The 26,007-nt window shown below is 62.3% G+C and carries 28 protein-coding genes and 3 tRNA genes; 1 reads left to right on the top strand and 30 read right to left on the bottom strand.

The window, feature by feature from the left end; genetic code table 11:
* Positions 1 to 14: 14 nt before the first annotated feature.
* The 30 genes from rplE to ACOOE1_RS10580 form a co-directional block, all read right to left on the bottom strand.
* Positions 15 to 554 (bottom strand): 50S ribosomal protein L5, encoded by a 540-nt coding sequence (rplE, locus tag ACOOE1_RS10435; RefSeq protein WP_420406286.1) that lies wholly within the window; start codon positions 552 to 554, stop codon positions 15 to 17.
* 23 nt (positions 555 to 577) lie between these two features.
* Positions 578 to 901: a 50S ribosomal protein L24 gene (gene rplX, locus ACOOE1_RS10440; protein WP_420406287.1), complete on the bottom strand. Its 324-nt coding sequence runs from the start codon at positions 899 to 901 to the stop codon at positions 578 to 580.
* Positions 901 to 1,269: a 50S ribosomal protein L14 gene (rplN, locus tag ACOOE1_RS10445; RefSeq protein WP_420406288.1), complete on the bottom strand. Its 369-nt coding sequence runs from the start codon at positions 1,267 to 1,269 to the stop codon at positions 901 to 903. Before rplN ends, rplX begins: the two co-directional genes overlap by 1 nt.
* A 20-nt stretch (positions 1,270 to 1,289) precedes the next feature.
* The gene (gene rpsQ, locus ACOOE1_RS10450) at positions 1,290 to 1,535 is read right to left on the bottom strand and encodes a 30S ribosomal protein S17 (RefSeq protein ID WP_420406289.1); all 246 of its coding nucleotides are present in this window, start codon (positions 1,533 to 1,535) and stop codon (positions 1,290 to 1,292) included.
* Between the two features lie 26 nt (positions 1,536 to 1,561).
* Entirely contained in the window at positions 1,562 to 1,762 is a 201-nt protein-coding gene (gene rpmC, locus ACOOE1_RS10455; protein ID WP_193188675.1) for a 50S ribosomal protein L29, read from the bottom strand.
* A gap of 20 nt (positions 1,763 to 1,782) precedes the next feature.
* Complete coding sequence (rplP, locus tag ACOOE1_RS10460) at positions 1,783 to 2,196, bottom strand: 50S ribosomal protein L16 (protein ID WP_420406290.1); 414 nt, start codon at positions 2,194 to 2,196, stop codon at positions 1,783 to 1,785.
* A gap of 28 nt (positions 2,197 to 2,224) precedes the next feature.
* Positions 2,225 to 2,905 (bottom strand): 30S ribosomal protein S3, encoded by a 681-nt coding sequence (rpsC, locus tag ACOOE1_RS10465; RefSeq protein ID WP_420406291.1) that lies wholly within the window; start codon positions 2,903 to 2,905, stop codon positions 2,225 to 2,227.
* The gene (rplV, locus tag ACOOE1_RS10470) at positions 2,905 to 3,285 is read right to left on the bottom strand and encodes a 50S ribosomal protein L22 (protein WP_420406292.1); all 381 of its coding nucleotides are present in this window, start codon (positions 3,283 to 3,285) and stop codon (positions 2,905 to 2,907) included. The genes rpsC and rplV overlap by 1 nt, the downstream gene beginning before the upstream one ends.
* A 17-nt stretch (positions 3,286 to 3,302) precedes the next feature.
* Positions 3,303 to 3,578, bottom strand: coding sequence for a 30S ribosomal protein S19 (gene rpsS, locus ACOOE1_RS10475; RefSeq protein ID WP_193188683.1), 276 nt, complete (start codon positions 3,576 to 3,578; stop codon positions 3,303 to 3,305).
* 13 nt (positions 3,579 to 3,591) lie between these two features.
* Positions 3,592 to 4,416, bottom strand: coding sequence for a 50S ribosomal protein L2 (gene rplB, locus ACOOE1_RS10480; protein ID WP_420406293.1), 825 nt, complete (start codon positions 4,414 to 4,416; stop codon positions 3,592 to 3,594).
* A gap of 3 nt (positions 4,417 to 4,419) precedes the next feature.
* A complete protein-coding gene (locus ACOOE1_RS10485; protein ID WP_420406419.1) occupies positions 4,420 to 4,743 on the bottom strand; it encodes a 50S ribosomal protein L23 in 324 nt (107 codons plus the stop codon).
* A 2-nt stretch (positions 4,744 to 4,745) separates the two neighbouring features.
* Positions 4,746 to 5,363, bottom strand: a complete 618-nt coding sequence (gene rplD / locus ACOOE1_RS10490; RefSeq protein WP_420406294.1) for a 50S ribosomal protein L4 — start codon at positions 5,361 to 5,363, stop codon at positions 4,746 to 4,748.
* A gap of 5 nt (positions 5,364 to 5,368) precedes the next feature.
* On the bottom strand, positions 5,369 to 6,151 hold the full coding sequence (rplC, locus tag ACOOE1_RS10495) for a 50S ribosomal protein L3 (protein ID WP_420406295.1): 783 nt from the start codon (positions 6,149 to 6,151) through the stop codon (positions 5,369 to 5,371).
* Positions 6,152 to 6,169: 18 nt separating this feature from the next.
* The gene (rpsJ, locus tag ACOOE1_RS10500; protein ID WP_193188693.1) at positions 6,170 to 6,478 is read right to left on the bottom strand and encodes a 30S ribosomal protein S10; all 309 of its coding nucleotides are present in this window, start codon (positions 6,476 to 6,478) and stop codon (positions 6,170 to 6,172) included.
* 45 nt (positions 6,479 to 6,523) lie between these two features.
* Positions 6,524 to 7,714, bottom strand: a complete 1,191-nt coding sequence (gene tuf / locus ACOOE1_RS10505; protein ID WP_420406296.1) for an elongation factor Tu — start codon at positions 7,712 to 7,714, stop codon at positions 6,524 to 6,526.
* Positions 7,715 to 7,770: 56 nt separating this feature from the next.
* Positions 7,771 to 9,846 (bottom strand): elongation factor G, encoded by a 2,076-nt coding sequence (gene fusA, locus ACOOE1_RS10510; RefSeq protein WP_420406297.1) that lies wholly within the window; start codon positions 9,844 to 9,846, stop codon positions 7,771 to 7,773.
* A 23-nt stretch (positions 9,847 to 9,869) separates the two neighbouring features.
* Positions 9,870 to 10,340 (bottom strand): 30S ribosomal protein S7, encoded by a 471-nt coding sequence (gene rpsG / locus ACOOE1_RS10515; protein WP_420406298.1) that lies wholly within the window; start codon positions 10,338 to 10,340, stop codon positions 9,870 to 9,872.
* A 12-nt stretch (positions 10,341 to 10,352) separates the two neighbouring features.
* Complete coding sequence (rpsL, locus tag ACOOE1_RS10520; RefSeq protein ID WP_193189063.1) at positions 10,353 to 10,724, bottom strand: 30S ribosomal protein S12; 372 nt, start codon at positions 10,722 to 10,724, stop codon at positions 10,353 to 10,355.
* 459 nt (positions 10,725 to 11,183) lie between these two features.
* The gene (gene rpoC, locus ACOOE1_RS10525) at positions 11,184 to 15,353 is read right to left on the bottom strand and encodes a DNA-directed RNA polymerase subunit beta' (protein ID WP_420406299.1); all 4,170 of its coding nucleotides are present in this window, start codon (positions 15,351 to 15,353) and stop codon (positions 11,184 to 11,186) included.
* 136 nt (positions 15,354 to 15,489) lie between these two features.
* On the bottom strand, positions 15,490 to 19,671 hold the full coding sequence (gene rpoB / locus ACOOE1_RS10530) for a DNA-directed RNA polymerase subunit beta (protein WP_420406300.1): 4,182 nt from the start codon (positions 19,669 to 19,671) through the stop codon (positions 15,490 to 15,492).
* Between the two features lie 237 nt (positions 19,672 to 19,908).
* On the bottom strand, positions 19,909 to 20,289 hold the full coding sequence (gene rplL, locus ACOOE1_RS10535) for a 50S ribosomal protein L7/L12 (RefSeq protein ID WP_193189060.1): 381 nt from the start codon (positions 20,287 to 20,289) through the stop codon (positions 19,909 to 19,911).
* A gap of 49 nt (positions 20,290 to 20,338) precedes the next feature.
* The gene (gene rplJ, locus ACOOE1_RS10540) at positions 20,339 to 20,851 is read right to left on the bottom strand and encodes a 50S ribosomal protein L10 (RefSeq protein ID WP_420406301.1); all 513 of its coding nucleotides are present in this window, start codon (positions 20,849 to 20,851) and stop codon (positions 20,339 to 20,341) included.
* A gap of 288 nt (positions 20,852 to 21,139) precedes the next feature.
* A complete protein-coding gene (gene rplA / locus ACOOE1_RS10545) occupies positions 21,140 to 21,838 on the bottom strand; it encodes a 50S ribosomal protein L1 (protein WP_420406302.1) in 699 nt (232 codons plus the stop codon).
* Between the two features lie 4 nt (positions 21,839 to 21,842).
* A complete protein-coding gene (gene rplK, locus ACOOE1_RS10550; protein WP_420406303.1) occupies positions 21,843 to 22,271 on the bottom strand; it encodes a 50S ribosomal protein L11 in 429 nt (142 codons plus the stop codon).
* A gap of 82 nt (positions 22,272 to 22,353) precedes the next feature.
* Entirely contained in the window at positions 22,354 to 22,884 is a 531-nt protein-coding gene (gene nusG / locus ACOOE1_RS10555) for a transcription termination/antitermination protein NusG (RefSeq protein WP_420406304.1), read from the bottom strand.
* Between the two features lie 4 nt (positions 22,885 to 22,888).
* A complete protein-coding gene (gene secE / locus ACOOE1_RS10560; protein ID WP_420406305.1) occupies positions 22,889 to 23,086 on the bottom strand; it encodes a preprotein translocase subunit SecE in 198 nt (65 codons plus the stop codon).
* A 73-nt stretch (positions 23,087 to 23,159) separates the two neighbouring features.
* A tRNA-Trp gene (locus tag ACOOE1_RS10565) sits at positions 23,160 to 23,235 on the bottom strand.
* A gap of 59 nt (positions 23,236 to 23,294) precedes the next feature.
* On the bottom strand, positions 23,295 to 24,485 hold the full coding sequence (gene tuf / locus ACOOE1_RS10570; RefSeq protein WP_420406296.1) for an elongation factor Tu: 1,191 nt from the start codon (positions 24,483 to 24,485) through the stop codon (positions 23,295 to 23,297).
* A gap of 100 nt (positions 24,486 to 24,585) precedes the next feature.
* Positions 24,586 to 24,659, bottom strand: a tRNA-Gly gene (locus tag ACOOE1_RS10575).
* Between the two features lie 109 nt (positions 24,660 to 24,768).
* Positions 24,769 to 24,853 (bottom strand) — tRNA-Tyr (locus tag ACOOE1_RS10580).
* A gap of 198 nt (positions 24,854 to 25,051) precedes the next feature.
* Between ACOOE1_RS10580 and rlmB the strand changes: the two genes are divergently transcribed.
* A complete protein-coding gene (gene rlmB, locus ACOOE1_RS10585) occupies positions 25,052 to 25,867 on the top strand; it encodes a 23S rRNA (guanosine(2251)-2'-O)-methyltransferase RlmB (protein ID WP_420406306.1) in 816 nt (271 codons plus the stop codon).
* Positions 25,868 to 26,007 lie beyond the last annotated feature (140 nt).

Genomic DNA, 26,007 nt, shown 5'->3' on the forward strand with positions numbered 1-26,007 from the left:
CTTCTCCAGCCCGATCAGTTCACGAACGGGAAGTTGAAGCGACGCAGCAGCTCGCGCGCCTCATCGTCGGTTTCGGCCGTCGTCACAACGACGATTTCCATGCCCCGGATCGAATCGACCTTGTCGTAATCGATTTCCGGAAACACGATCTGCTCTTTCAGGCCCATCGAATAGTTGCCGCGCCCGTCGAAGCTCTTCGGGCTGAGACCACGGAAGTCACGCACGCGCGGCAGGGCGATGTTCACCAGACGATCCAGGAACTCGTACATCCGCTCGCGGCGAAGGGTGACCTTGCAGCCGATCGGCATCCCCTCGCGAAGCTTGAAGCCGGCAATCGACTTCTTCGCACGGGTGACGATCGGACGCTGACCGGTGATGAGGGCGAGGTCTTCCACGGCGGCTTTTACCTTCTTGGAATCCTGCACCGCCTCGCCAACGCCGATGTTGACGATCACCTTCTCGATCTTCGGACATTTCATCGGGTTCGAGTATTTGAACTCCGAGATCATCTCCGGTTTGATCGTGCTCTCGTATACTTCTTTCAATCGCGACATATCTGGCCTTCTTTCGAGCGCGCTTAAGCGTCGATCACTTCGCCGGACCGTTTCGCGAAGCGGACTTTACGCCCATCCTCGAGAACACGAATCCCGACGCGCGTCGGCTCGTTGGACTTCGGGTCGATGTGCGCCACATTCGAGATGTGAAGCGGCGCCTCTTTCTCAATAATCCCGCCGGCGGCGAACTGGGTCGGACGCGTGTGGCGCTTCACCATGTTCACACCCTGGACCAGGACCCGGTTCTCAGCCGGAATGACGCGCAGAACTTCGCCCGTCTTGCCCTTGTCCTTCCCGGTGGTGACGACAACCTTGTCGCCCTTTTTCACCTTGAACTTCGTTGCCATCACAGCACCTCCGGTGCGAGCGAGATGATCTTCATGAACTTCTTGGCGCGAAGTTCACGGGTCACCGGACCAAAGATACGGGTCCCGATTGGCTCGTTCTGCTTGTTGATCAGCACCGCGGCGTTACGGTCGAACCGGATCGAGGAACCGTCATTGCGACGGATCTCTTTCGCGGTCCGGACGATCACGGCCCGAAGCACTTCGCCCTTCTTCACGCGGCCCCGCGGAATTGCTTCCTTCACGGAGACCACAATCACGTCACCGACGGCAGCGACCTTGCGCTTGGAACCGCCGAGAACCTTGATGCACTGGACACGGCGGGCGCCGGAATTGTCAGCGACATCGAGGTTTGACTGCATTTGAATCATGTCGTCACTCCTTCCGTCGCTTAAGCTTCGCCGCCGGCGTCTTCGACGACGATCCAGTTCTTGCGCTTCGAGATCGGAGCACATTCCTGGATCCGCACAATGTCGCCGACCTTGCACGCATTCTGTTCGTCATGCGCCGCGAACTTCTTCGAGCGCTTGATGAACTTCTTATAGATCGGGTGCATGACGCGGCGCTCGACACGTACGACGATAGATTTCTCGCCCTTGTCGCTCACTACGGTGCCCTGCAAAATTCGCCTCGGCATTTCTCGTCTCCTAAATCCGGCGCCGACTAAGCGCTGGCCTGCCCGTGCAGGATCGTCTTGATGCGCGCGATCTCGCGGCGCACCTGCCGCATCCGCGCAGTGTTTTCCAGCTGACCGTTGGCACGCTGGAAGCGGAGGTTGAAGGCCTCCTTCTTCAGGTCCACCAGGCTGGTTTTCAGCTCATCGGCCGTCTTGGCGCGAAGATCGGTTGCTGCCTTGCTTGCCATCGTTCTTCTCTCCCCCGGCCTTATTCGCCGAGCCGGACAACGAAGCGCGTATCGAGCGGAAGCTTGGCCGAAGCGAGCGTGAAAGCTTCTTCTGCCAGTTCCCGCGGAACGCCCTCGAGCTCGAACATGATGCGGCCGGGCTTTACGCGGCAGACCCAGAATTCCGGGGTGCCCTTGCCCTTACCCATACGAACTTCCGCCGGCTTGGACGACACCGGAACATCCGGGAAAATCCGGATCCACACCCGGCCGGCACGGCGGATGTGACGGGTGATCGCACGGCGGGCCGCCTCGATCTGACGCGCGGTGACCCGCGCCGGCGTGATCGCCTTCAGACCGTAGGAACCGAAATTCAGCGACGTGCCGCCTTTTGCGTTTCCGTGAATGCGCCCCTTGTGGGCCTTCCGGAATTTTGTGCGCTTCGGACTAAGCATCTTTCAATCCTCTATCCTGTCCGCCGGCTCAGCGCTGCGCGCCGGGCTGGTCGGTCAGCCGCTTTTCACTGGCGAGCGGATCATGTTCCATGATCTCCCCCTTGAAGACCCAAACCTTGACGCCGCAGGCGCCGTAGGTGGTCTGCGCGGTGGACTCGCCGTAATCGATGTCGGCACGCAGCGTGTGCAGCGGAACGCGGCCTTCGCGGTACCATTCGGTCCGGGCGATTTCTGCGCCGCCGAGACGGCCGGCACAGTTGATCCGGATGCCCTGGGCGCCGAGACGCATGGCCGACTGAACGGCCCGCTTCATCGCCCGGCGGAAGGCAACCCGGCGCTCAAGCTGCTGCGCGATATTGTCGGCAACCAGCTTCGCGTCGATTTCCGGCTTGCGGATCTCGAGGATATTCAGGCTGACCTCGGTTCCGGCCATCTTCGAAAGTTCCTGACGGAGTTTCTCGATGTCCTGGCCCTTCTTGCCGATCACGACGCCCGGACGAGCGGTGTAGATGGCAATGCGGCAGCGCTTCGCCGGACGCTCGATGACGATCCGGGAGATCCCGGCCTGCGCCAGGCGCTTGTGCAGGAAGCGACGGATCCGGATGTCTTCGTGCAGAAGATCGCCATATCCCTTGGCCGCGAACCATCGGGAGTCCCAGGTCCGGTTGATCCCGAGGCGAAGCCCGATCGGATTGACTTTATGACCCATTATTCAGTCTCCCCGCGCTCGCGCACGACCACTGTCAGGTGCGAAAACGGCTTCATGATCTTGCCAACACGCCCCCGCGCCCGCGGACGGAAGCGCTTCATGACGATGCTCTTGCCGACGGAGGCTTCCTTGACGAAAAGCCGGTCGACATCGAGCTGATGATTGTTTTCGGCGTTCGCGATGGCGGACTGCAGAACCTTTTTCACGTCGTTCGCGATGCGGCGGCGGGAAAAGGTCAGGGCTGCGAGAGCCTTTTCCACATCCATCCCCCGGATCATCTGCGCGACGACATTCAGCTTCTGCGGGCTCACGCGTACATTGCGGAGCACTGCTTGCGCCTCGGTATCGTCCAGCCTGCGTTGGGCCGCACTCTTTCCCATGGTCTCTGCTCCAGTCCTCAGCGCCGCGACTTCTTATCGGCCGCATGGCCGTAATAAGTGCGGGTCGGCGCGAATTCGCCGAGTTTGTGTCCGACCATGTTCTCGGTCACCAGTACCGGAACAAATTTCTGGCCGTTGTGAACCCCGAAGGTCAGACCGACGAACTGCGGCAAAATCGTCGACCGGCGCGACCAGGTCTTGATGACCTCGTTACGGCCGGACGCGCGCGTCGCGTCGGACTTCTTCAGGAGATACCCGTCAACGAACGGGCCTTTCCAAACAGAACGTGCCAACGTCTATCTCCTCTTACTTCCGGCGCCGACGCACAATCAGGCGGTCGGTTTTCTTGTTGTTGCGAGTGCGCTTGCCTTTGGTCGGCTTGCCCCACGGAGTCACCGGGTGACGACCGCCGGAGGTCCGGCCTTCACCACCGCCATGCGGGTGGTCGACCGGGTTCATCACGACACCGCGGACATGCGGGCGCTTGCCAAGCCAGCGGGCGCGACCCGCCTTGCCGAGATTGGTGTTCTGCTGGTCCGGGTTGGAAACCGCACCGACAGTCGCCATGCACTCGCCGCGGACCATGCGCACTTCACCGGAGGTGAGGCGCAGCAGGGCATAACCCTGGTCACGGCCGACGATCTGCACATATGCCCCGGCGGAACGCGCGATCTGACCGCCCTTGCCCGGCTTGAACTCCACATTGTGGACGATCGTGCCGACCGGGATGTTCTTCAGCGGCATCGCGTTGCCCGGCTTGATGTCCTGGCGCTCGCCGGAGATGACCTTGTCACCCGCCTTGAGACGCTGCGGAGCCAGGATATAGGCCAGTTCGCCGTCGTCATACTTGATCAGCGCGATGAACGCGGTCCGGTTCGGATCGTATTCCAGCCGCTCGACCGTCGCTGCGACGTCGTACTTCGTCCGCTTGAAGTCGATGATGCGGTATTTGCGCTTGTGCCCGCCGCCACGCCAGAAGGACGTGGTACGGCCCGTATTGTTGCGTCCGCCGGACTTGGTCAGGCCGCGGGTCAGAGCTTTGACCGGCTTGCCTTTCCAGAGTTCCGAGCGGTCGACGATCACCAGTTCACGCTGGGACGGCGTCGTCGGATTGAATGTCTTCAACGCCATGGATCAGACCCCCTGCGTAACGTCGATGTCCTGACCGTCCTCGAACGTGACGATCGCCTTCTTGTAGTCGGACCGCTTGCCGATCTTGCCGCGGAAGCGCTTCACCTTGCCCTTGCTGAGCACGGTGTTGACCGCCTTGACCTTGCGGTCGAACAGCTTCTCGACGGCGACCTTGATCTCCGGCTTCGAAGCGTCCACGGCGACCTCGAAGGTCACCTGGCCGAACTGCGAGCCAAGGGTCGACTTCTCGGTGACGATCGGACGCACAATGATGTCGTACGCACGTTCGTCGCTCATCCGCACCTGGCGGGCGTTGTAGGGACGCATGCTCATTTCAGGCGAGCCTCCAGGCTTTCCACAGCGGCCTTGGTCAGGACCAGGGTGTCGCGGCGGAGAATGTCATAGACGTTCGCGCCCTGCTCCGGCAGCACATCCACATTCGGGATGTTGCGCGCGGCGCGGGCAAAGCCCTCGTCAAGCGCGGAACCGCCGATAAAGAGGACCGATTTCCAACCGAGGGCGGCGAGTTTCTTTGCCAGTTCCTTGGTCTTGGTCTCGCCGGTCGCATCGTCGATCACCACCAGCTTGCCTTCGGCCTGCTTGGCGGACAGCGCGGAGCGCATGCCGAGCTTGCGGACCTTCTTCGGCAGGGCGAAGCCGTGGTCGCGGGAGACCGGACCGTGCGCGATCCCGCCGCCACGATACTGCGTCGCCCTGAGCGTGCCCGCGCGGGCCCGGCCGGTGCCTTTTTGCCGGAACGGCTTCTTGGTCGTGCCGCTGACGTCGGAGACCGTCTTGGTCTGGTGGGTCCCGGCGCGGCGCTTGGCCAGCTGCCAGTTCACCACACGGGCCAGGATATCCCGGCGCGGCTCGACGGCGAACACGGAGTCCGAGACGTCAATGTCGCCGGACTTCTTGTTGTCGAGTGTCGTAACAGGAAGTTTCATGACCCTCAGTCCTTATTCTCGGCGTTGTCGTCAGCCGAGGCTTCGACGTCGGCCGGCGCTTCCGCTTCGACCGGCGCGTCGGCGGCAGTCTCCGCCTCTGCAACCGCGGCCGCCGAAATGCGTACCGCACCCGGGAACGGAAGATTTTCCGGCAACTTCGCCTTCACGGCATCGGAGATCAGGACCCAGCCGCCCTTGGCGCCCGGAACCGAACCCTTGACCAGGATCAGGCCACGATCGGCATCGAGCTGAACCACTTCGAGGTTCTGCGTCGTGACCCGCTCGTCACCCATGTGACCGGCCATCTTCTTGCCTTTCCACACCCGGCCCGGATCCTGGGAGTTACCCGTGGAACCATGTGCGCGGTGGGAGATGGAGACACCGTGGCTGGCGCGCAGGCCGCCGAAGTTGTGCCGCTTCATGGCACCGGCGAACCCCTTACCGATCGAGGTGCCGACGACGTCGACCTTCTGACCGGGAACGAAATGGTCGGCGGTGAGTTCGGCACCGACCTCGAGCAGGGCATCGGGGCTGACGCGGAATTCGGCCAGTTTGCGCTTCGGCTCGACCTTCGCCTTGGCGAAATGGCCGCGCATCGGCTTGCTGACGCGCTTCACCTTGGCGGCGCCGACGCCGAGCTGGACCGCCGAATAACCGTCGGTCTCCTCTGTGCGGACCCCCACCACCTGGCAGTTGTCCATCTTCAGGACGGTGACCGGCACGTGATCACCTGTCTCGGTGAAGACGCGGGTCATGCCCATCTTCTGTGCGATTACTCCGGAACGCATGAATCTATTCCTTCAGCGTTAGAGCTTGATTTCGACGTCAACGCCGGACGCGAGATCGAGCTTCATCAGAGCGTCGACCGTCTGCGGAGTCGGATCGACGATGTCCAGAACCCGCTTGTGGGTGCGGATCTCGAATTGCTCACGGCTCTTCTTGTCGATGTGCGGACCGCGAAGAACGGTGAAACGCTCGATACGGGTCGGCAGCGGGATCGGGCCCTTGACCTGCGCGCCGGTGCGCTTCGCCGTGTTCACGATCTCGCCGGTCGACTGGTCGAGGACCCGGTGATCGAACGCCTTGAGGCGGATTCTGATATTCTGACTGTCCATTTTCTTCAATCTCCGGCTCGCTCGACGAGCCTTAAGAACGAACCGTTACTCGACGATTTTGGCGACGACGCCGGCGCCGACGGTGCGGCCGCCTTCGCGGATGGCGAAGCGCAGGCCTTCATCCATGGCGATCGGCGCGATCAGCTGAACCGTCATCGCGATGTTGTCGCCCGGCATCACCATCTCGGTGCCTTCCGGAAGCTCAACCGTCCCCGTCACGTCCGTCGTGCGGAAGTAGAACTGCGGGCGGTAGTTCGAGAAGAACGGCGTGTGACGACCGCCCTCGTCCTTCGTCAGGATGTACGCCTCGCAGGTGAACTTCGTGTGCGGCGTGATCGAACCCGGCTTCGCCAGAACCTGACCCCGCTCGACATCCTCGCGCTTCGTACCGCGCAGAAGAACGCCCACATTGTCACCCGCCTCACCGCGATCAAGCAGCTTGCGGAACATCTCGACGCCCGTGCAGGTCGTCTTCGTCGTGTCCTTGATGCCGACGATCTCGATTTCGTCGCCGACGCTCACGATGCCGCGCTCGACGCGGCCGGTCACAACCGTGCCCCGGCCGGAGATCGAGAACACGTCCTCGATCGGCATCAGGAACGACTGGTCCACCGGACGCTCCGGCTGCGGAATGTAAGCGTCAACCTGCTCCATCAGCTCGAGGATCGCCTTCTTGCCGATCTCCTCGTTGCTGTCTTCCAGAGCCGCAAGAGCCGAGCCCTTCACGATCGGAATGTCGTCGCCCGGGAAGTCGTAGGACGACAGAAGCTCGCGAACCTCGAGCTCCACCAGCTCGAGAAGCTCTTCGTCGTCAACCTGGTCGACCTTGTTCAGGAACACCACAAGCGCCGGAACACCGACCTGGCGCGCCAGAAGAATGTGCTCGCGGGTCTGCGGCATCGGGCCGTCCGCCGCCGACACAACCAGGATCGCGCCGTCCATCTGCGCTGCACCCGTGATCATGTTCTTCACATAGTCAGCGTGACCCGGGCAGTCCACGTGCGCGTAGTGACGGTTCGACGTCTCGTACTCAACGTGCGCCGTCGAAATCGTGATACCGCGCGCCTTCTCTTCCGGCGCCTTGTCGATCTGATCGTAAGCCTGGAAATCGGCTCCGCCGCTCTCCGCCAGCACCTTCGTGATCGCGGCCGTCAGCGACGTCTTGCCGTGGTCGACGTGGCCGATCGTGCCAATGTTGCAGTGCGGCTTATTCCGCTCAAACTTTTCCTTCGCCATGGTTCTAGGCTCCGTACCTTTGGTTCTTCGTTTTCGTTACCGACACTAGCGGAGCATCAGGCCAGGTTTGCGCGGACTTCGTCCGCAACAGCCTGGGGCACCTGCTCATAGTGGTCGAACTGCATGGTGTACTGCGCACGTCCCTGGCTCATCGAGCGCAAGGTGTTCACATAGCCGAACATGTTGGCCAGCGGTACCATGGCTTCAATGACGCGGGCATTGCCGCGCTGATCCATGCCACCCACCTGGCCACGGCGGCTGTTCAGGTCGCCGATAATGTCGCCCATGTAATCTTCCGGGGTCACGACCTCGACCTTCATGACCGGCTCGAGAAGCTTCGGACCCGCTTTCTGCATGCCTTCCTTGAAGGCCGCCCGCGCCGCGATTTCGAACGCCAGCACGCTGGAGTCGACATCGTGGGAGGCGCCGTCGATGAGCTCGACCTTGAAGTCGATCACCGGGAAGCCCGCGAGCACGCCGGTGTCCTTGGAGGACTCGAGGCCCTTCTGCACGCCGGGGATGTATTCCTTCGGAACCGCGCCGCCGACGATCTTGTTCTCGAACACGAAGCCTTCGCCGACCTCGGACGGACCGAACACCATCTTCACCCGGGCGAACTGACCGGAACCGCCGGTCTGCTTCTTGTGGGTATAGTCGATTTCCGCGGTCTTCGTGATGGTTTCACGATAGGCGACCTGCGGCGCGCCGACATTGGCGTCAACCTTGAATTCGCGCTTCATGCGATCGACCAGGATCTCGAGATGGAGCTCGCCCATGCCCTTGATCACGGTCTGACCGCTCTCGTGGTCGACGGACACCCGGAAGGACGGGTCTTCGGCCGCGAGGCGCTGCAGGGCGTTGGACATCTTCTCCTGGTCGCCCTTGGTCTTCGGTTCGACGGCGACCTCGATGACCGGATCCGGGAACTCCATGCGCTCCAGAATGGCCTGCTTGGTCGGTTCGGTCAGGGTGTCACCGGTCGTCGTGTTTTTCAGGCCCGCGATGGCGACGATGTCGCCGGCACGCGCTTCCTTGATGTCTTCACGGCTGTTGGAATGCATCAGCAGCATGCGACCGACGCGCTCGCGCTGGTCCTTCACCGTATTCATGACGGAGGTACCGGTTTCAAGGATCCCGGAATAGACACGCACGAAGGTGAGGGAACCGACGAACGGATCGTTCATGACCTTGAAGGCGAGAGCGGCAAACGGCTCTTCGTCCGACGGCTTGCGCTCGATCGGGGTTTCGCCGTCCATGGCGACACCCTTGACCGCGCCGACATCCATCGGGCTCGGCAGATAATCGACAACCGCGTCGAGCAGCGGCTGGACGCCCTTGTTCTTGAAAGCGGAACCGCACAGCACCGGAACGAACTTGCTGGTGACGGTGCCCTTGCGGATGCAGGCCTTCAGCGTCGCTTCGTCCGGCTCGTTGCCGTCGAGATAGGCTTCCATCGCGGCGTCGTCCATCTCGACGGCGGTCTCGATGAGCTGGGAGCGATACTCCTCGGCCTTCTCTTTCAGGTTGTCCGGGATGTCGATGACCTCGAACTCGGCTCCGAGGGACTCATCGAGCCAGCGGATCGCCTTCATCTGCATGATGTCGACGATACCGGCAAAGTCGGACTCGGCTCCGAGCGGCATCTGCATGACCAGCGGAGTCGCACCGAGACGGTCCACGATCATGTCGACACAGCGATAGAAGTCCGCACCGATGCGGTCCATCTTGTTGACGAAGCAGATCCGCGGCACGCGGTACTTGTCGGCCTGGCGCCAGACGGTTTCGGACTGCGGCTCGACACCGGCAACCGAGTCAAACACGGCGACCGCACCGTCGAGAACACGAAGCGCGCGCTCGACCTCGATGGTGAAATCGACGTGGCCCGGGGTATCGATGATGTTGATCCGGTGGTCATTCCAGAAACAGGTCGTGGCGGCCGAGGTAATGGTGATACCCCGCTCCTGCTCCTGCTCCATCCAGTCCATGGTCGCGGCGCCATCGTGGACTTCACCGATCTTGTAGGACCGGCCGGTGTAGTACAGCACGCGTTCCGTGGTCGTGGTCTTACCGGCATCGATGTGAGCCATGATGCCGATATTGCGATACTTCTCGAGCGGATGAGTCCTAGCCATGGCGTCCGTCCAAAATCCCTGGGTTACCAGCGGTAGTGCGAGAATGCTTTGTTAGCGTCGGCCATGCGGTGCGTGTCTTCACGCTTCTTCACCGCAGCACCGCGATTGTTCACGGCGTCCATCAGCTCACCGGAGAGACGGTCGACCATGGTGTTTTCCGAGCGCTTGCGCGCGGCGTCGATGGTCCAGCGGATGGCCAGAGCCTGCGCACGTTCGGTCCGGACTTCCACCGGCACCTGATAGGTCGCACCACCGACGCGGCGGGAGCGGACTTCGACATGCGGCTTCACGTTGCTCAGCGCTTCGTGGAACACGGCGACCGGCTGCTGGCCGGTGCGCGCCTCGATCTTGTCGAAGGCACCGTAGACGATGCTCTCGGCAACCGAACGCTTGCCGTCATACATGAGGCAGCTCATGAACTTCGAAACGACCTCGTCGCCGAATTTGGCGTCGGGCAGAACTTCACGTTTCTCTGCGCGATGGCGTCGGGACATCCAAGTCTCTCCTTACTTCGGACGCTTCGCGCCGTACTTCGAACGGCGCTGACGGCGATCCTTGACACCCTGGGTGTCCAGCGTGCCGCGAATGATGTGATAACGAACGCCCGGAAGGTCCTTCACACGGCCGCCGCGGATCATCACGACAGAGTGCTCCTGAAGGTTGTGACCCTCACCCGGAATGTAGCTCGTCACTTCGAAACCATTGGTCAGACGAACGCGCGCGACTTTACGCAGCGCGGAGTTCGGCTTCTTCGGCGTCGTGGTGTACACGCGGGTGCACACGCCACGCTTTTGCGGGCAGGCTTCCAGCGCGGGCACTTTATTGCGAACGACAGGCGCCTTACGGCCCTGCCGAATCAGCTGGTTGATCGTCGGCATTCAGTCGATCCCTCTCGACTACAAAACACATTGCGCAAACAACAATCAGCCCCAGGGCCCCGCCCTAGTGGCCAACCGTCGTCACTGCTTCGGGGTTCGCGTGCGAACCTATTTAAGTTCCAGCATTTCGCCGAGGCTGCGTCTGACCTGTCGCGCCGTTTCCGACAACGGTGTCACCACCAGCCCTGCAAAGGCTGGCGGATACTATTTACCTGCCCCCTGTGGGTCAAGAACAGTTTTCGGCTTTTTTCCGCATAGCGCCTATCTGTGCAATGCAGAGCGCGGAGGTACTAGATCGGCACCTCCCGAGACGATTTTCGAACCGGTTGAGCGTTCGTCACGCAATTTTATGACCGGCCCGCCATCCGGCTGTTCCGGACGAAAAGAGAAACGGCGCCCGGACTCGTTTCCGGACGCCGCTTCCGTTCGGGACTCGAACGATGTTCCTGTCGACTCGCCTTACTCGGCGGCCGGGACCTGTTCGCCTTCTTCGGCGAGGGCCGGCGCTTCGTCCCGCGCCGGAGCAAGCGCCCGGTCGCGATCGGCGGCCAGCCGCTTCAGGCGATTCATCACGCTGCCGGTGCCGGCCGGGATCAGGCGGCCGACGATGACGTTTTCCTTCAGGCCCTCGAGCTGGTCCTTCTTGCCGGAAACCGCCGCCTCGGTGAGGACACGGGTGGTTTCCTGGAAGGACGCGGCAGAGATGAAGGAGCGCGTCTGCAGCGAGGCCTTGGTGATGCCCTGCAGGATGGGAATCGCCTTCGCCGGACGCAGATCCTCGGCAAGCGCCTTTTCGTTCGCCTCGTCGAACTCGTCGCGGTCGATAGTCTCCCCAACCAGCAGCGTCGTGTCGCCGGCGTCGGAGATCTCGACCTTCTGCAGCATCTGGCGGACGATGACTTCGATATGCTTGTCGTTGATCTTCACGCCCTGCAGTCGATACACGTCCTGGATCTCGTTGATGAGGTACTCGGCGAGCGCCTCGACCCCGAGAACGTTCAGGATATCGTGCGGCACCGGGTTGCCGTCCATCAGCAGATCGCCGACCTGGACATAGTCGCCTTCCTGAACCGCGAGGTGCTTGCCCTTCGGGATCAGGTATTCGACCGTTTCCTTTTCCTCTTCCTGCGGGACGACCATGATCCGGCGCTTGGTCTTGTAGTCCTTGCCGAATTCGACGCGGCCTTCGGATTCGCTGATGATCGCGTAATCCTTCGGCTTGCGGGCCTCGAAGAGTTCCGCAACCCGCGGCAGACCGCCGGTGATGTCGCGGGTCTTGGACGATTCCCGCGGGATACGGGCGAGCACGTCGCCGGCCCGGACCGTCGCACCGTTGTCGACAGAGAGGATCGCGTCGACCGACATGAAGTAACGGGCCTCGAGACCGTTCGCGAGTTCGATGACTTCGCCCGCATCGTCACGCAGGGTGATGCGCGGACGCAGATCGCCGCCACGGGCCTGCTGCTTCCAGTCGACGACCACGCGGGAGGCGATACCGGTCGCTTCGTCGGTGACCTCCTTCATGGAGACGCCGTCGACCAGGTCGACATAATGCGCGGTGCCTTCCTTCTCGGTGATGATCGGAATGGTGTACGGATCCCAATCGGCCAGCTTGTCGCCCGGCTTCACCTGCTGATCGTCGTCGACGAACAGACGCGAGCCGTACGGAATGCGGTGACGGGCACGTTCGCGGCCCTGCTCGTCTGCCAGCACGACCTCTGTGTTCCTGCTCATGACGATCAGAACGCCGTCGGAGTTCTTCACCACGTTCCGGTTCAGCACCTTCACCTTCGCGTCGAACGACGTCTCGATGCTCGACTGTTCCGCACCACGCTGGGCGGCGCCGCCGATGTGGAAGGTCCGCATGGTGAGCTGGGTGCCCGGCTCGCCGATGGACTGGGCGGCAATCACGCCGACCGCTTCGCCGATATTGACGCGGGTTCCGCGCGCGAGGTCGCGGCCGTAGCAGCTGGCACAGACGCCGACCTTGCTCTCGCAGGTCAGCACCGAGCGCAGGCGCACCTGGTCGATACCGGCCCGCTCGATAGCGTCCACCAGCGGCTCGTCGATGATCGTGCCGGCATCGGCGATCTTCTCGCCGTCGAGCGGCGCGATCAGGTCGTCCGCGCATGTGCGTCCGAGGATCCGTTCGCTCAGCGGCTCGATCACCTCGCCGCCCTCGACGACAGCCTTCACCGTGATGCCGCGTTCGGTGCCGCAATCCTCTTCGGTGATGATGCAGTCCTGGGCGACGTCGACGAGACGGCGCGTCAGGTAACCGGAGTTCGCGGTCTTCAGCGCGGTGTCGGCGAGGCCCTTGCGGGCGCCGTGGGTCGAGTTGAAGTATTCAAGGACGGTCAGGCCCTCCTTGAAGTTCGAGATGATCGGCGTCTCGATGATCTCACCGGACGGCTTGGCCATTAGGCCGCGCATGCCGGCGAGCTGCTTGATCTGCGTCGCGGAACCACGGGCGCCGGAATGGGCCATCATCCAGACGGAGTTGACGGGCTGGCCCGGCTCCATGTTGGACATGTGCTCCATCATGCGCTCGGCGACGGTGTCGGTGCAGCGCGACCAGACGTCGATCACCTTGTTGTACTTCTCGCCCTGGGTGATGAGGCCGTCGAGATACTGCTGCTCGAATTCCTTCACCTCGCCCTGAGCGGCCTCGACCAGATCGTGCTTGGCGTCCGGAATGATCAGGTCGTCCTTGCCGAAGGAGATGCCGGCCCTGCAGGCATGGCCGAAACCGAGGCTCATCAGACGGTCGGCGAAGATCACCGTGTCCTTCTGTCCGCAGTGGCGATAGACGTTGTCGATGACGCTCTGCACTTCCTTTTTCGTCATCAGCTTGTTGATGATCGAATAAGGCAGGTTCGGGTTCTTCGGCAGAAGCTGTGCGATCTTCAGGCGGCCCGGTGTGGTTTCCACCCGCTTCGTCACCTCTTCACCGCTCTCGTCGAAAGTATCGACACGGGCCTGGATCTTGGTGTGGAGGGTCACCGCACCGCTGTTCAGCGCATGTTCGATCTCGCCCATGTCGGCAAAGGCCATGCCCTCGCCCGGCATGCCCTCACGCTCGAGGGTCATGTAATAGAGGCCGAGGATGATGTCCTGGGACGGCACGATGATCGGCTTGCCGTTCGCGGGGCTGAGGATGTTGTTGGTGGACATCATCAGCACGCGGGCTTCGAGCTGGGCTTCCAGCGAGAGCGGCACGTGGACCGCCATCTGGTCGCCGTCGAAGTCGGCGTTGAACGCGGTACAGACCAGCGGATGGAGCTGGATCGCCTTGCCCTCGATCAGCACCGGCTCGAATGCCTGGATGCCGAGACGGTGCAGGGTCGGCGCACGGTTCAGCAGCACCGGGTGCTCGCGGATCACCTCTTCGAGGATATCCCAGACCTCCGGACGCTCTTTCTCCACCATCCGCTTCGCCGCCTTGATGGTGCTGGCGAGGCCGTAGAGCTCGAGCTTCGAGTAGATGAAGGGCTTGAACAGCTCGAGCGCCATCTTCTTCGGCAGGCCGCACTGATGCAGCATCAGGCTCGGGCCGACGACGATGACGGACCGGCCGGAATAGTCGACGCGCTTGCCGAGCAGGTTCTGACGGAAACGGCCCTGCTTGCCTTTCAGCATGTCGGACAGCGACTTCAGCGGACGCTTGTTGGCGCCGGTGATGACGCGGCCGCGGCGGCCATTGTCGAAGAGGGCGTCGACGGCTTCCTGCAACATGCGCTTTTCGTTGCGGACGATGATGTCCGGCGCGCGCAGCTCGATCAGCCGCTTCAGACGGTTGTTCCGGTTGATCACCCGGCGGTAGAGGTCGTTCAGGTCGGAGGTCGCGAAGCGGCCGCCATCCAGCGGCACCAGCGGGCGCAGCTCGGGCGGAATCACCGGGATCACGTCAAGGATCATCCATTCCGGACGGCAGCCGGATTCCTCGAACGCCTCGATCAGCTTCAGGCGCTTGACCAGCTTCTTGCGCTTGGCTTCCGAACCGGTGGTGCGGAGCTCCTCGCGGATGTTTTCCTTTTCCTCGTCGAGATCGAGGCCGGTCATCATCTCCTTCAGCGCCTCGGCGCCGATCATCGCCTTGAAGCTGTCCTCGCCGTATTCGTCCTGGGCGTCGAAATATTCCTCCTCGCCCAGAAGCTGACGATACTTGAACGGCGTCAGGCCGGGTTCGGTAACGACGAAGCTCTCGAAATAGAGGATCCGCTCGAGATCCTTGAGCGTCATGTCGAGCAGCAGACCGATGCGGCTCGGCAGCGACTTCAGGAACCAGATATGCGCGACCGGAGAGGCAAGCTCGATATGGCCCATGCGCTCGCGGCGAACCTTCGAAAGGGTCACCTCGACGCCGCACTTCTCGCAGATGATCCCGCGATATTTCATCCGCTTGTACTTGCCGCACAAGCATTCATAGTCCTTGATCGGACCGAAGATCCGGGCGCAGAACAGACCGTCGCGCTCCGGCTTGAAGGTCCGGTAGTTGATGGTTTCGGGCTTCTTGATCTCGCCGAAGGACCAGGAACGGATCCGCTCCGGGCTCGCAATCGCGATCCGGATATGATCGAAGCTCTGCGGGCCGGACGGCTGACCAAAGACGTTCATCAACTCGTTCATCAAGCATCTCCTTACGTCACTGGGACGTTATGCGCCGACTTAACAATAAGTCTGAGCGACGCGGCCGGTCGCGGCAAGTCCGCTTCCGGAGGGATAGAGAACCGGGCGGGATCCCAGGGGATCCGCCCGGAAAGTCTTACAGCTGCTCCTGCTCGAGCTCGACATTGAGGCCGAGGGAGCGGAGTTCCTTCACAAGAACGTTGAAGGATTCCGGGATACCGGCCTCGAAATTGTCGTCGCCGCGGACAATCGCTTCGTACACCTTGGTCCGGCCGGACACGTCGTCCGACTTCACCGTCAGCATTTCCTGCAGGGTATAGGCGGAACCGTAGGCTTCCAGGGCCCAGACCTCCATTTCCCCGAAACGCTGACCGCCGAACTGCGCCTTACCGCCCAGCGGCTGCTGGGTAACGAGGCTGTACGGACCGATCGAACGGGCGTGGATCTTGTCGTCGACCAGGTGATGCAGCTTCAGCATGTAAATGTAGCCGACAGTCACCTTGCGGTCGAAAACCTCGCCGGTCCGGCCGTCGATCAGGGTCACCTGACCGGTCGAGTCCAGCCCCGACAGCTTCAGCATGTCGACGATATCGTCTTCGCGGGCGCCGTCGAACACCGGCGTGCCCATCGGGACGCCGCGGCTGAGATTACCGGCCAGCTCGAGGATCTCGTCGTCGCCAAGCGGCGCGATCTCCGCCTTGTACTGCTCCTCGCCATAGACCTTCTCGAAGAGCGTCTTGAAGTCGCCCGTCTTTGCGGTCCGGTTGATCTCGGAAAGCAGCTGATTGATCTGCAGGCCAAGACCATGCGAGGCCCAGCCGAGGTGGGTCTCGAGAATCTGACCGACATTCATGCGGCTCGGCACGCCGAGCGGGTTCAGCACGATGTCGACCGGGGTCCCGTCTTCCAGGTACGGCATGTCTTCCGACGGGTTGATCTTGGAGATCACGCCCTTGTTGCCGTGACGGCCGGCCATCTTGTCGCCCGGCTGCAGCTTGCGCTTCACCGCGACGAAGACCTTGACCATCTTCATGACGCCCGGCGGCAGCTCGTCACCGCGCTGCAGCTTGTCGACCTTGTTGTCGAAGCGGGCCTGGAGCTCTTCGACGCTCTTGTCGAATTCGCTCTTCATGCCTTCCAGATATTCCATCCGGGTCTCGTCTTCGACCGCGAACTGGCGCCACTGGCCCTGGGTGTATTCGCCGAGCACCGCTTCGGTGATCTCGACGCCGCCCTTGAAGCCCTTCGGGCCGGAAACCGCTTTCTGGCCGAGCAGCTGTTCCTTCAGGCGGGCGAAGAAGCCACGCTCAAGGATCACCCGCTCGTCATCGCGGTCCTTGGCCAGACGCTCGATCTCCGCACGTTCGATGGCGAGCGCGCGCTCGTCCTTGTCGACGCCACGGCGGGAGAAGACCCGCACTTCGACGACCGTACCGGTCACCCCCGGCGGCACCTTCAAGGAGGTGTCGCGGACGTCGGAGGCCTTTTCGCCGAAGATGGCACGCAGAAGCTTCTCTTCCGGCGTCATCGGGCTCTCGCCCTTCGGCGTGACCTTGCCGACCAGGATGTCGCCCGGATTCACCTCTGCGCCGATATAGACCATGCCGGCTTCGTCGAGATTCTTAAGCGCCTCTTCGCCGACGTTCGGAATGTCGCGGGTGATTTCTTCCTGACCCAGCTTCGTGTCGCGGGCCATGATCTCGAATTCCTCGATATGGATCGAGGTGAACACGTCGTCACGGACGATGCGTTCGGAGATCAGGATCGAGTCCTCGAAGTTGTAGCCGTTCCAGGGCATGAAGGCGACGAGCACGTTCCGGCCGAGCGCGAGCTCGCCGAGATCCGTGGACGGGCCGTCCGCCATGATGTCACCGGCGACGACCCGGTCACCGACCTTCACCAGCGGACGCTGGTTGATGCAGGTGTTCTGGTTCGAGCGCTGGAACTTCAGCAGCGTGTAGATGTCGACGTTGCTTTCCGTCGAGGCGGTGGCCTCGGTGGCGCGAACGACGATACGGGTCGCATCGACCTGGTCGACGATGCCGGAACGCTTGGCGACGATGGTCACGCCGCTGTCGCGGGCGACGCGGGCTTCCATGCCGGTGCCCACGTAGGGCGCCTCCGCCTTCACCAGCGGCACCGCCTGGCGTTGCATGTTGGAGCCCATCAGCGCGCGGTTCGCGTCATCGTTCTCGAGGAACGGGATGAGCGCGGCGGCAACGGAGACCAGCTGCTTCGGCGAGACGTCGATAAGGTGAATGTCTTCCGGACGGGCCAGACCGAAATCGCCCTGGCGGCGAACCGGCACCAGCTCTTCCACGAAGCGGTTGTCCTTGTCGATCGGCGCGTTCGCCTGGGCGACCGTGTAGCGTCCCTCTTCCATCGCCGAGATGTAGCGCACCTCGTCGGTCACCTTGCCGTCCACGACCTTGCGGTACGGGGTCTCGATGAAGCCGTACTGGTTTACGCGGGCATAGGTGGCGAGCGAATTGATCAGGCCGATATTCGGACCTTCCGGCGTCTCGATCGGGCAGATCCGGCCATAATGGGTCGGGTGCACGTCGCGCACCTCGAAGCCGGCCCGCTCGCGGGTCAGACCGCCCGGGCCAAGCGCCGAGAGACGGCGCTTGTGGGTGATCTCTGAGAGCGGGTTGGTCTGGTCCATGAACTGAGAGAGCTGCGAGGACCCGAAGAATTCGCGCACGGCGGCCGCCGCCGGCTTGGCGTTGATCAGATCATGCGGCATGACGGTGTCGATCTCGACCGAACTCATGCGCTCGCGGATCGCCCGCTCCATGCGCAGCAGGCCGACGCGATACTGGTTTTCCATCAGCTCGCCGACGGACCGGACACGGCGGTTGCCGAGATGGTCGATATCGTCGATCTCGCCCTTGCCGTCTTTCAGGTCAACCAGGATCTTGAGGATTGCGAGGATGTCGTCCTTGCGCAGAACCCGGAGCTGATCGTCGGTTTCCTGGTCGAGGCGGGCATTCATCTTCACCCGGCCGACGGCGGAAAGGTCGTAGCGCTCGGAATCGAAGAACAGCCCGTCGAAGAGGCTTTCGGCCGTCTCGAGGGTCGGCGGCTCGCCCGGGCGCATGACCCGGTAGATATCGACCAGCGCTTCCTCGCGAGTGGTGTTCTTGTCGAGCGCGAGGGTGTTGCGCAGGTAGGCGCCGACCGTCACATAGTCGATCGCCAGCACCGGCAATTCCTCGATCCCCGCATCCGCGATGACCTGCAACAGGTCTTCGGTGATCTCGTCACCTGCTTCGACCAGCACTTCGCCGGTCTCCGGATTGACGATATCGATCGCGATGTACTGGGAGATCAGATCCTCGCTCGGAACGTAGACTTCCTTGAGGCCGGCCTCGGTCAGCTTACGCGCGAGGCGCGGCGTCATCTTGTCGCCGAGCTTGGCCACAACTTCGCCGGATGCCGCGTCCACAAGGTCGCGGGACAGTTTCTGGCCGCGCAGGCGCTCGCCGCTGAATTCGGTCTTCCAGCCTTCGCCGTTCTTCAGATAGGTCACGCTATCGTAGAAGTAGCTGAGGATGTCCTCGCCGGAGAGACCGGTCACCATGGCCCGGTTCGGATCTTCGCCGGTTTCGTGGCACTTCTTCAGATAAGCTTCGGACTCATCGCTCATCAAAGCCAGCAGCAGCGTGGTCGCGGGCAGCTTGCGGCGGCGATCGATGCGCACGTAGAGGATGTCCTTGGCATCGAATTCGAAATCGAGCCAGGAGCCGCGGTAGGGGATCACCCGGGCGGCGAAGAGATACTTGCCCGAGGAGTGGGTCTTGCCCTTGTCATGGTCGAAGAAGACGCCTGGCGAACGGTGCATCTGGGAGACGATGACCCGCTCGGTCCCGTTGATCACGAAGGTGCCGTTCTTCGTCATCAGCGGCATGTCGCCCATATAGACGTCCTGCTCCTTGATGTCGCGGATGGAGCGGGAACCGGTCTCTTCCTCGACGTCCCAGACGACGAGACGCAGGGTGACCTTCAGAGGCGCGGCGAAAGTGATGCCCCGCTGCTGGCATTCCTCGACGTCGTATTTCGGCGTCTCGAGTTCGTAGCTGACGAACTCGAGCATGGCGCGCTCGGAGAAGTCCTTGATCGGGAATACGGACTTGAAGACTTCCTGCAGCCCGAGAACCTCGCGGTTCTCCGGCGCCACGTCCTTCTGCAGAAACAGATCGTAGGAGCTTTTCTGCACCTCGATCAGGTTCGGCATCGGAGACACTTCGGAAATGCGTCCGAAATCCTTGCGCACACGCTTGCGACTGGTGAAGGAACCAACGGAGGAAATCGCCATGGTCAAACCTCGCCCACCTTTGATCTATCTGGAGCGGTCGGGACGGGTATCCGTCCGCTCCATGGCTCCCGCGCCCGTCGCGAGAGCCGCCTGTTCAGCCGACCGGGAGACCCGGCCTCCCGGCCTTACGGCTGGCGCGCCACGGCACCAGCGGTAAGAACGGGAAAAGGGCAGGGCAACGCGCGCACCGACCGGCACGCGCGTACCCCACCCGTATTTCCAAGTAACGCCAAGGCGTTACTTCAGCTCGACGGTAGCACCTGCTTCTTCGAGCTTCTTCTTGATCTCTTCGGCTTCGTCCTTGGAAGCGCCTTCCTTGACCGGCTTCGGCGCGCCCTCGACGAGGTCCTTGGCTTCCTTCAGACCGAGACCGGTGATCGCGCGAACTTCCTTGATCACGTTGATCTTCTTGTCGCCGGCACCCGCGAGGATGACGTCGAAGGAATCCTTTTCTTCGGCAGCAGCCGCACCACCGGCGTCACCGCCAGCAGCAGCAGCGACGGCAACCGGAGCAGCGGCGGAAACGCCCCACTTCTCTTCGAGCATCTTCGACAGTTCGGCCGCTTCGAGGACCGTCAGGGAAGAGAGCTCATCAACAAGCTTCTCAAGATCAGCCATTTTCAAATACTCCAGACTTGAGCTTCGTTAAACGGAGTGGATCGACCACTCACCCCTCTTTGCTGCTGTAAGCGTTGATCACGCGGGCAACCTGTCCTCCAGGTGCCTGCAGAACGCCGGCGATACGCGTCGCCGGGGTCTGGATCATGCCAACCAGCTTTGCACGCAGTTCGTCGAGGGACGGCAACTTGGCGAGAGCCTGGACCGCGTTGACGTCGAGAACCTTCGTTCCCATCGCGCCACCGACGATCGTCAGTTTCTCGTTTCCATTGGCGAACTCGACGGCAACCTTGGCGGCCGCGACCGGATCCGAAGACGTAGCAATCGCCGTCGGGCCCGTGAAGGACGCGTCAAGGTTTTCGTACTCCGTGCCTTTCAGAGCGAGACGAGCGATCCGATTTTTCGTGACTTTGTATCGGGCCCCTGCCGCACGCATCTTGCCGCGAAGGTCATTGACCTCATCGACCGTCAGCCCGACCTGATGGGTGACCACGACAACCGCGGCCTCCGAAAAGGTCTTGTTCAGGGTCTCGACCAGAGCCGCTTTTTCAGTACGGTTCACTGATCATCTCCGCATCTGCGGGCCCCGGCACCATGCCGACGCCCCCTTTGCACATGAACCGGCGGACACCATGCCCGTCGGCCCGGTTCGCCTGTCCCAGAAGCTCAAACGTCAGACATTCCCGGCCGCAACCGGGATCGAAATCCGTTATCACCCCCGTCTATACGGGACATTAAGCCGCCGCGGCCGAAGCCCCATTGGCACCCGTAGTCTCGGACAGGTCGGAGCCGGCCCCGAAGGTCCGGCTCCTGTTCCCGGCCCCAAGAGGCCGGAACTTCAACGACAGGCTCAGGCAGTGCCCAATGCCGCCGTATCCACTTTCACGCCCGGCCCCATGGTGGAGCTCAGAGCGACACGCTTGACGAAGGTGCCCTTGGCACCCGTCGGCTTCGCGCGGGTAATCGCATCGACGAAAGCGGTCGCATTCTCGAGGAGCTGGTCCTCGGAGAAGCTCGCCTTGCCGATCCCGGCATGCACGATGCCGGCGCGCTCGACGCGGAATTCCACCTGACCGGCCTTGGCGGCGGTCACGGCGGCGCCAACATCGGCGGTCACGGTGCCGAGCTTCGGGTTCGGCATCAGGCCGCGCGGGCCGAGCACCTTTCCGAGACGGCCAACCAGGGCCATCATGTCCGGAGTCGCGATCACGCGATCGAAATCCATCCGGCCGTCCTGGATTTCCTTCATCAGGTCGTCCGCACCGACGATTTCGGCGCCGGCTTCGCGGGCTTCATCCGCCTTCGCGTCCTTGGCGAAGACCGCGACGCGTACGGACTTGCCGGTACCGTGCGGCAATGCGACGACGCCGCGCACCATCTGGTCGGCATGACGCGGATCGACACCGAGATTCATGGAAATCTCGACCGTTTCGTCGAACTTCGCCTTGGCGCCGCTCTTCACCAGCTTCACGGCTTCGTCGAGCGCGTGCAGCTTCAGCCGATCGACGCTCTCATAGGCGCCCTTGAGACGCTTGCCTTGCTTCGCCATCGTCTTACTCCACAACCTCGACGCCCATGGAACGGGCGGAACCGCGGATCATCTGGCACGCGCCCTCGAGATCGACGGCGTTCAGATCCGGCATCTTCGCTTCGGCGATCTCACGGACCTGGTCCATGGTGATCTTGCCGACGATTTCCTTGCTCGGGCTGCTCGCGCCCTTCGGAAGCTTCGCCGCCTTCTTGATGAAGAAGCTTGCCGGCGGAGTCTTCGTGACGAAGCTGAAGGTCCGGTCCTGGTAGGCGGTGATCACGACCGGGATCGGCATGCCCTTCTCGAGGCTGCCGGTCGCGGCGTTGAACGCCTTGCAGAATTCCATGATGTTAAGACCGCGCTGACCCAGCGCCGGTCCGACCGGCGGAGACGGGTTAGCTTCACCGGCCTTGATCTCCAGCTTGATATAGCCAGCGATCTTCTTAGCCATAATATCTACCTCTCACTGTGCCGGGTGGTACGGGCTTCCAAGGTTTTCTGGAAGACCTCCCACGCGGTCATCATAAAGGACGTCAGATCTTCTCGACCTGGGTGTATTCCAGCTCGACCGGCGTCGACCGTCCAAAAATCGACACCGCAACCTTGAGACGGGACTTTTCCTCATCCACGTCTTCAACATAGCCGTTGAAGGACGCGAATGGCCCGTCGGAAACCCGAACCTGTTCGCCGATCTCGAAGATGACGGACGGCTTCGGCCGCTCGACGCCCTCGGCGACCTGCTTGATGATCCGCTCGGCTTCCGATTTCGAAATCGGCTGGGGCTTGCCCTTGCTGCCGAGGAAACCGGTCACTTTGGGCTGGTCCTGCACCAGGTGCCAGCTCTGATCGGTCATCACCATCTTCACGAGGATGTAGCCGGGGAAGAACTTGCGCTCTGCGTTCACTTTCGCGCCGCGTCGCATTTCCACGACTTCCTCGGTCGGAACCAGGACCTCTTCGATCAGGTCTTCCATCTCATGCGTAGCGGCTTGCTCGCGAATGGCCTGTGCGACCTTCTTCTCGAAGCCGGAATAGACATGGAGGACGTACCAACGTGCCGCCACAGGCTCAGGCTCCCAATCCAAGAATGAACTTCACACCCCACGACAGCGCGCCATCGACAAGGAAAAAGAAGATAGACGCGAGCATCACCATGATGAAAACCATCATGGTGCCCACGCCTGTTTCCTTGCGACTCGCCCAGGTCACCTTGGATACTTCCTGGCGAACCTGACGGACGAATTGCGCCGGAGAAACCTTTGCCATCGTGATCCGTTTCTGTCAGCCGGGCTGTATAGCGCCCCGGCAGAATGAAATCAACTGTGCAGAAAAAGAAGCGTGGCAGGAGTGGCAGGGATCGAACCCGCAACCCCCGGTTTTGGAGACCGGTGCTCTACCAATTGAGCTACACTCCTATGCCGCGCTGCAAGCGGCCGCCCCAATCCTCGCGCTGAAGGACCGGGGCGGCAGCCCGTTACTCGACGATTTTGGCGACGACGCCGGCGCCGACGGTGCGGCCGCCTTCGCGGATGGCGAAGCGCAGGCCTTCATCCATGGCGATCGGCGCGATCAGCTGAACCGTCATCGCGATGTTGTCGCCCGGCATCACCATCTCGGTGCCTTCCGGAAGCTCAACCGTCCCCGTCACGTCCGTCGTGCGGAAGTAGAACTGCGGGCGGTAGTTCGAGAAGAACGGCGTGTGACGACCGCCCTCGTCCTTCGTCAGGATGTACGCCTCGCAGGTGAACTTCGTGTGCGGCGTGATCGAACCCGGCTTCGCCAGAACCTGACCCCGCTCGACATCCTCGCGCTTCGTACCACGCAGAAGAACGCCCACATTGTCACCCGCCTCGCCGCGATCAAGCAGCTTGCGGAACATCTCGACGCCCGTGCAGGTCGTCTTCGTCGTGTCCTTGATGCCGACGATCTCGATTTCGTCGCCGACGCTCACGATGCCGCGCTCGACGCGGCCGGTCACAACCGTGCCCCGGCCGGAGATCGAGAACACGTCCTCGATCGGCATCAGGAACGACTGGTCCACCGGACGCTCCGGCTGCGGAATGTAAGCGTCAACCTGCTCCATCAGCTCGAGGATCGCCTTCTTGCCGATCTCCTCGTTGCTGTCTTCCAGAGCCGCAAGAGCCGAGCCCTTCACGATCGGAATGTCGTCGCCCGGGAAGTCGTAGGACGACAGAAGCTCGCGAACCTCGAGCTCCACCAGCTCGAGAAGCTCTTCGTCGTCAACCTGGTCGACCTTGTTCAGGAACACCACAAGCGCCGGAACACCGACCTGGCGCGCCAGAAGAATGTGCTCGCGGGTCTGCGGCATCGGGCCGTCCGCCGCCGACACAACCAGGATCGCGCCGTCCATCTGCGCTGCACCCGTGATCATGTTCTTCACATAGTCAGCGTGACCCGGGCAGTCCACGTGCGCGTAGTGACGGTTCGACGTCTCGTACTCAACGTGCGCCGTCGAAATCGTGATACCGCGCGCCTTCTCTTCCGGCGCCTTGTCGATCTGATCGTAAGCCTGGAAATCGGCTCCGCCGCTCTCCGCCAGCACCTTCGTGATCGCGGCCGTCAGCGACGTCTTGCCGTGGTCGACGTGGCCGATCGTGCCAATGTTGCAGTGCGGCTTATTCCGCTCAAACTTTTCCTTCGCCATCGCGCACGTGTTCCTGCTTGATTTGCCGGCCACGCCGGCGCTCCGCACCGTCCATGACCCGAATTGATCCCTCTGTTTGGCCTGCCGCGGCAAGGAGCGGTGGAGCGGGTGATGGGAATCGAACCCACGTATTCAGCTTGGAAGGCTGCTGCTCTACCATTGAGCTACACCCGCCCAGCCTACCGCACACCGCGGCGGTGCCCGCGACTTCCGCCCCGAACACCGGCCAAGCACTATAGTCTGTCTTCCACCTCCCGGCCGAACGCCGGCACGGCAGGTGGAATGGTGGTGGGGGTTGGATTCGAACCAACGTAGGCATAGCCAACGGGTTTACAGCCCGTCCCCTTTAGCCACTCGGGCACCCCACCCGATTCCCCGACGCAGATTCCGTCGGCCACTCTCGTGGCCGTTTCGGCCCCCGCGTTTGAAGGGAGTGCGAAATATGAGAAATAGTCTCTGTTTGTCAACGCCAAAAAACATGGCAAAAGCGGTTATGCGGCATTCGTTCCGCGAAACCGCGCTCCACCCTTGACGGGTGCGAGCGATCCTAAGACCAGGTAGGCCTGATGAGCAAATTCCGATCCCGCAAACCGTCGCAAGGGCGCGCGCGCGGCAAACCGCAGCAGAGACCGGCCTCCTCCGGAAAGGATCTGCTCTGGGGCTGGCATGCGGTTTCGATGGCGCTGGCGAACGAGAAACGGCAGATCAGGGGCCTGCTTTGTACAGCCCGCAGCGAAGCGGAACTCGAAGCGCGGCTGGCCGCCCTTCCGGATTCGCGGCGCGCGAACCTGCCGCAGCCCGTTGTGCGAGACAGGGACATGCTCGATTCCCTTGCGGGCGAAGGCGCCGTCCATCAAGGCATCATTGCCGAGGTCAGAGCCCTTCCGGACGTTGCGCTTGAGGACGTCCTCGAGGATGCGGGCGAGCAATGCCTTCTGGTTTTGCTCGATCAGGTCACAGATCCGCACAATGTCGGAGCGGTCCTGCGCTCGGCCGCGGCCTTCGGCGCTCGCGCCGTCGTCGCCACGGACCGCAACGCCGCGCCGGCAACCGGGGTGCTGGCGAAATCCGCGTCCGGCGCGCTCGATGCGATCGACCTCGTCTATGTGATCAATCTCAGTCGCACCATGGAGTCGCTTCAGGAGTCCGGGTTCTGGTGCGTCGGGCTCGACGGGGACGCAGAGAAAACGATCGCCGAGGTCGACCTCACGGGACGGGTCGCGATCGTCATGGGCGCCGAAGGCAGCGGTCTCAGGCGCCTGACAAGGGAGCATTGCGACCTGCTGGTGCGTCTGCCGACGGCCGGGCCCGTCGCGACCCTCAACGTTTCCGCGGCAACCGCTGCGACACTCTATGAAGTGGCACGGCAGAATCGCGGCTAATACCGTGTCGGCATGTGGCCGAAGTCACACGCATATTGGGTTGCGCATCATAGAACACGCGGGTTATTCGTGGTCTAATTCGAAGGTAAACTTCGATAATTCCTTGGCAATCGACAACCTTTGTTCAGGTGACATTCAGA

It is taken from the genome of Nisaea sp. (assembly GCF_965216895.1).
Classification (GTDB): domain Bacteria; phylum Pseudomonadota; class Alphaproteobacteria; order Thalassobaculales; family Thalassobaculaceae; genus Nisaea.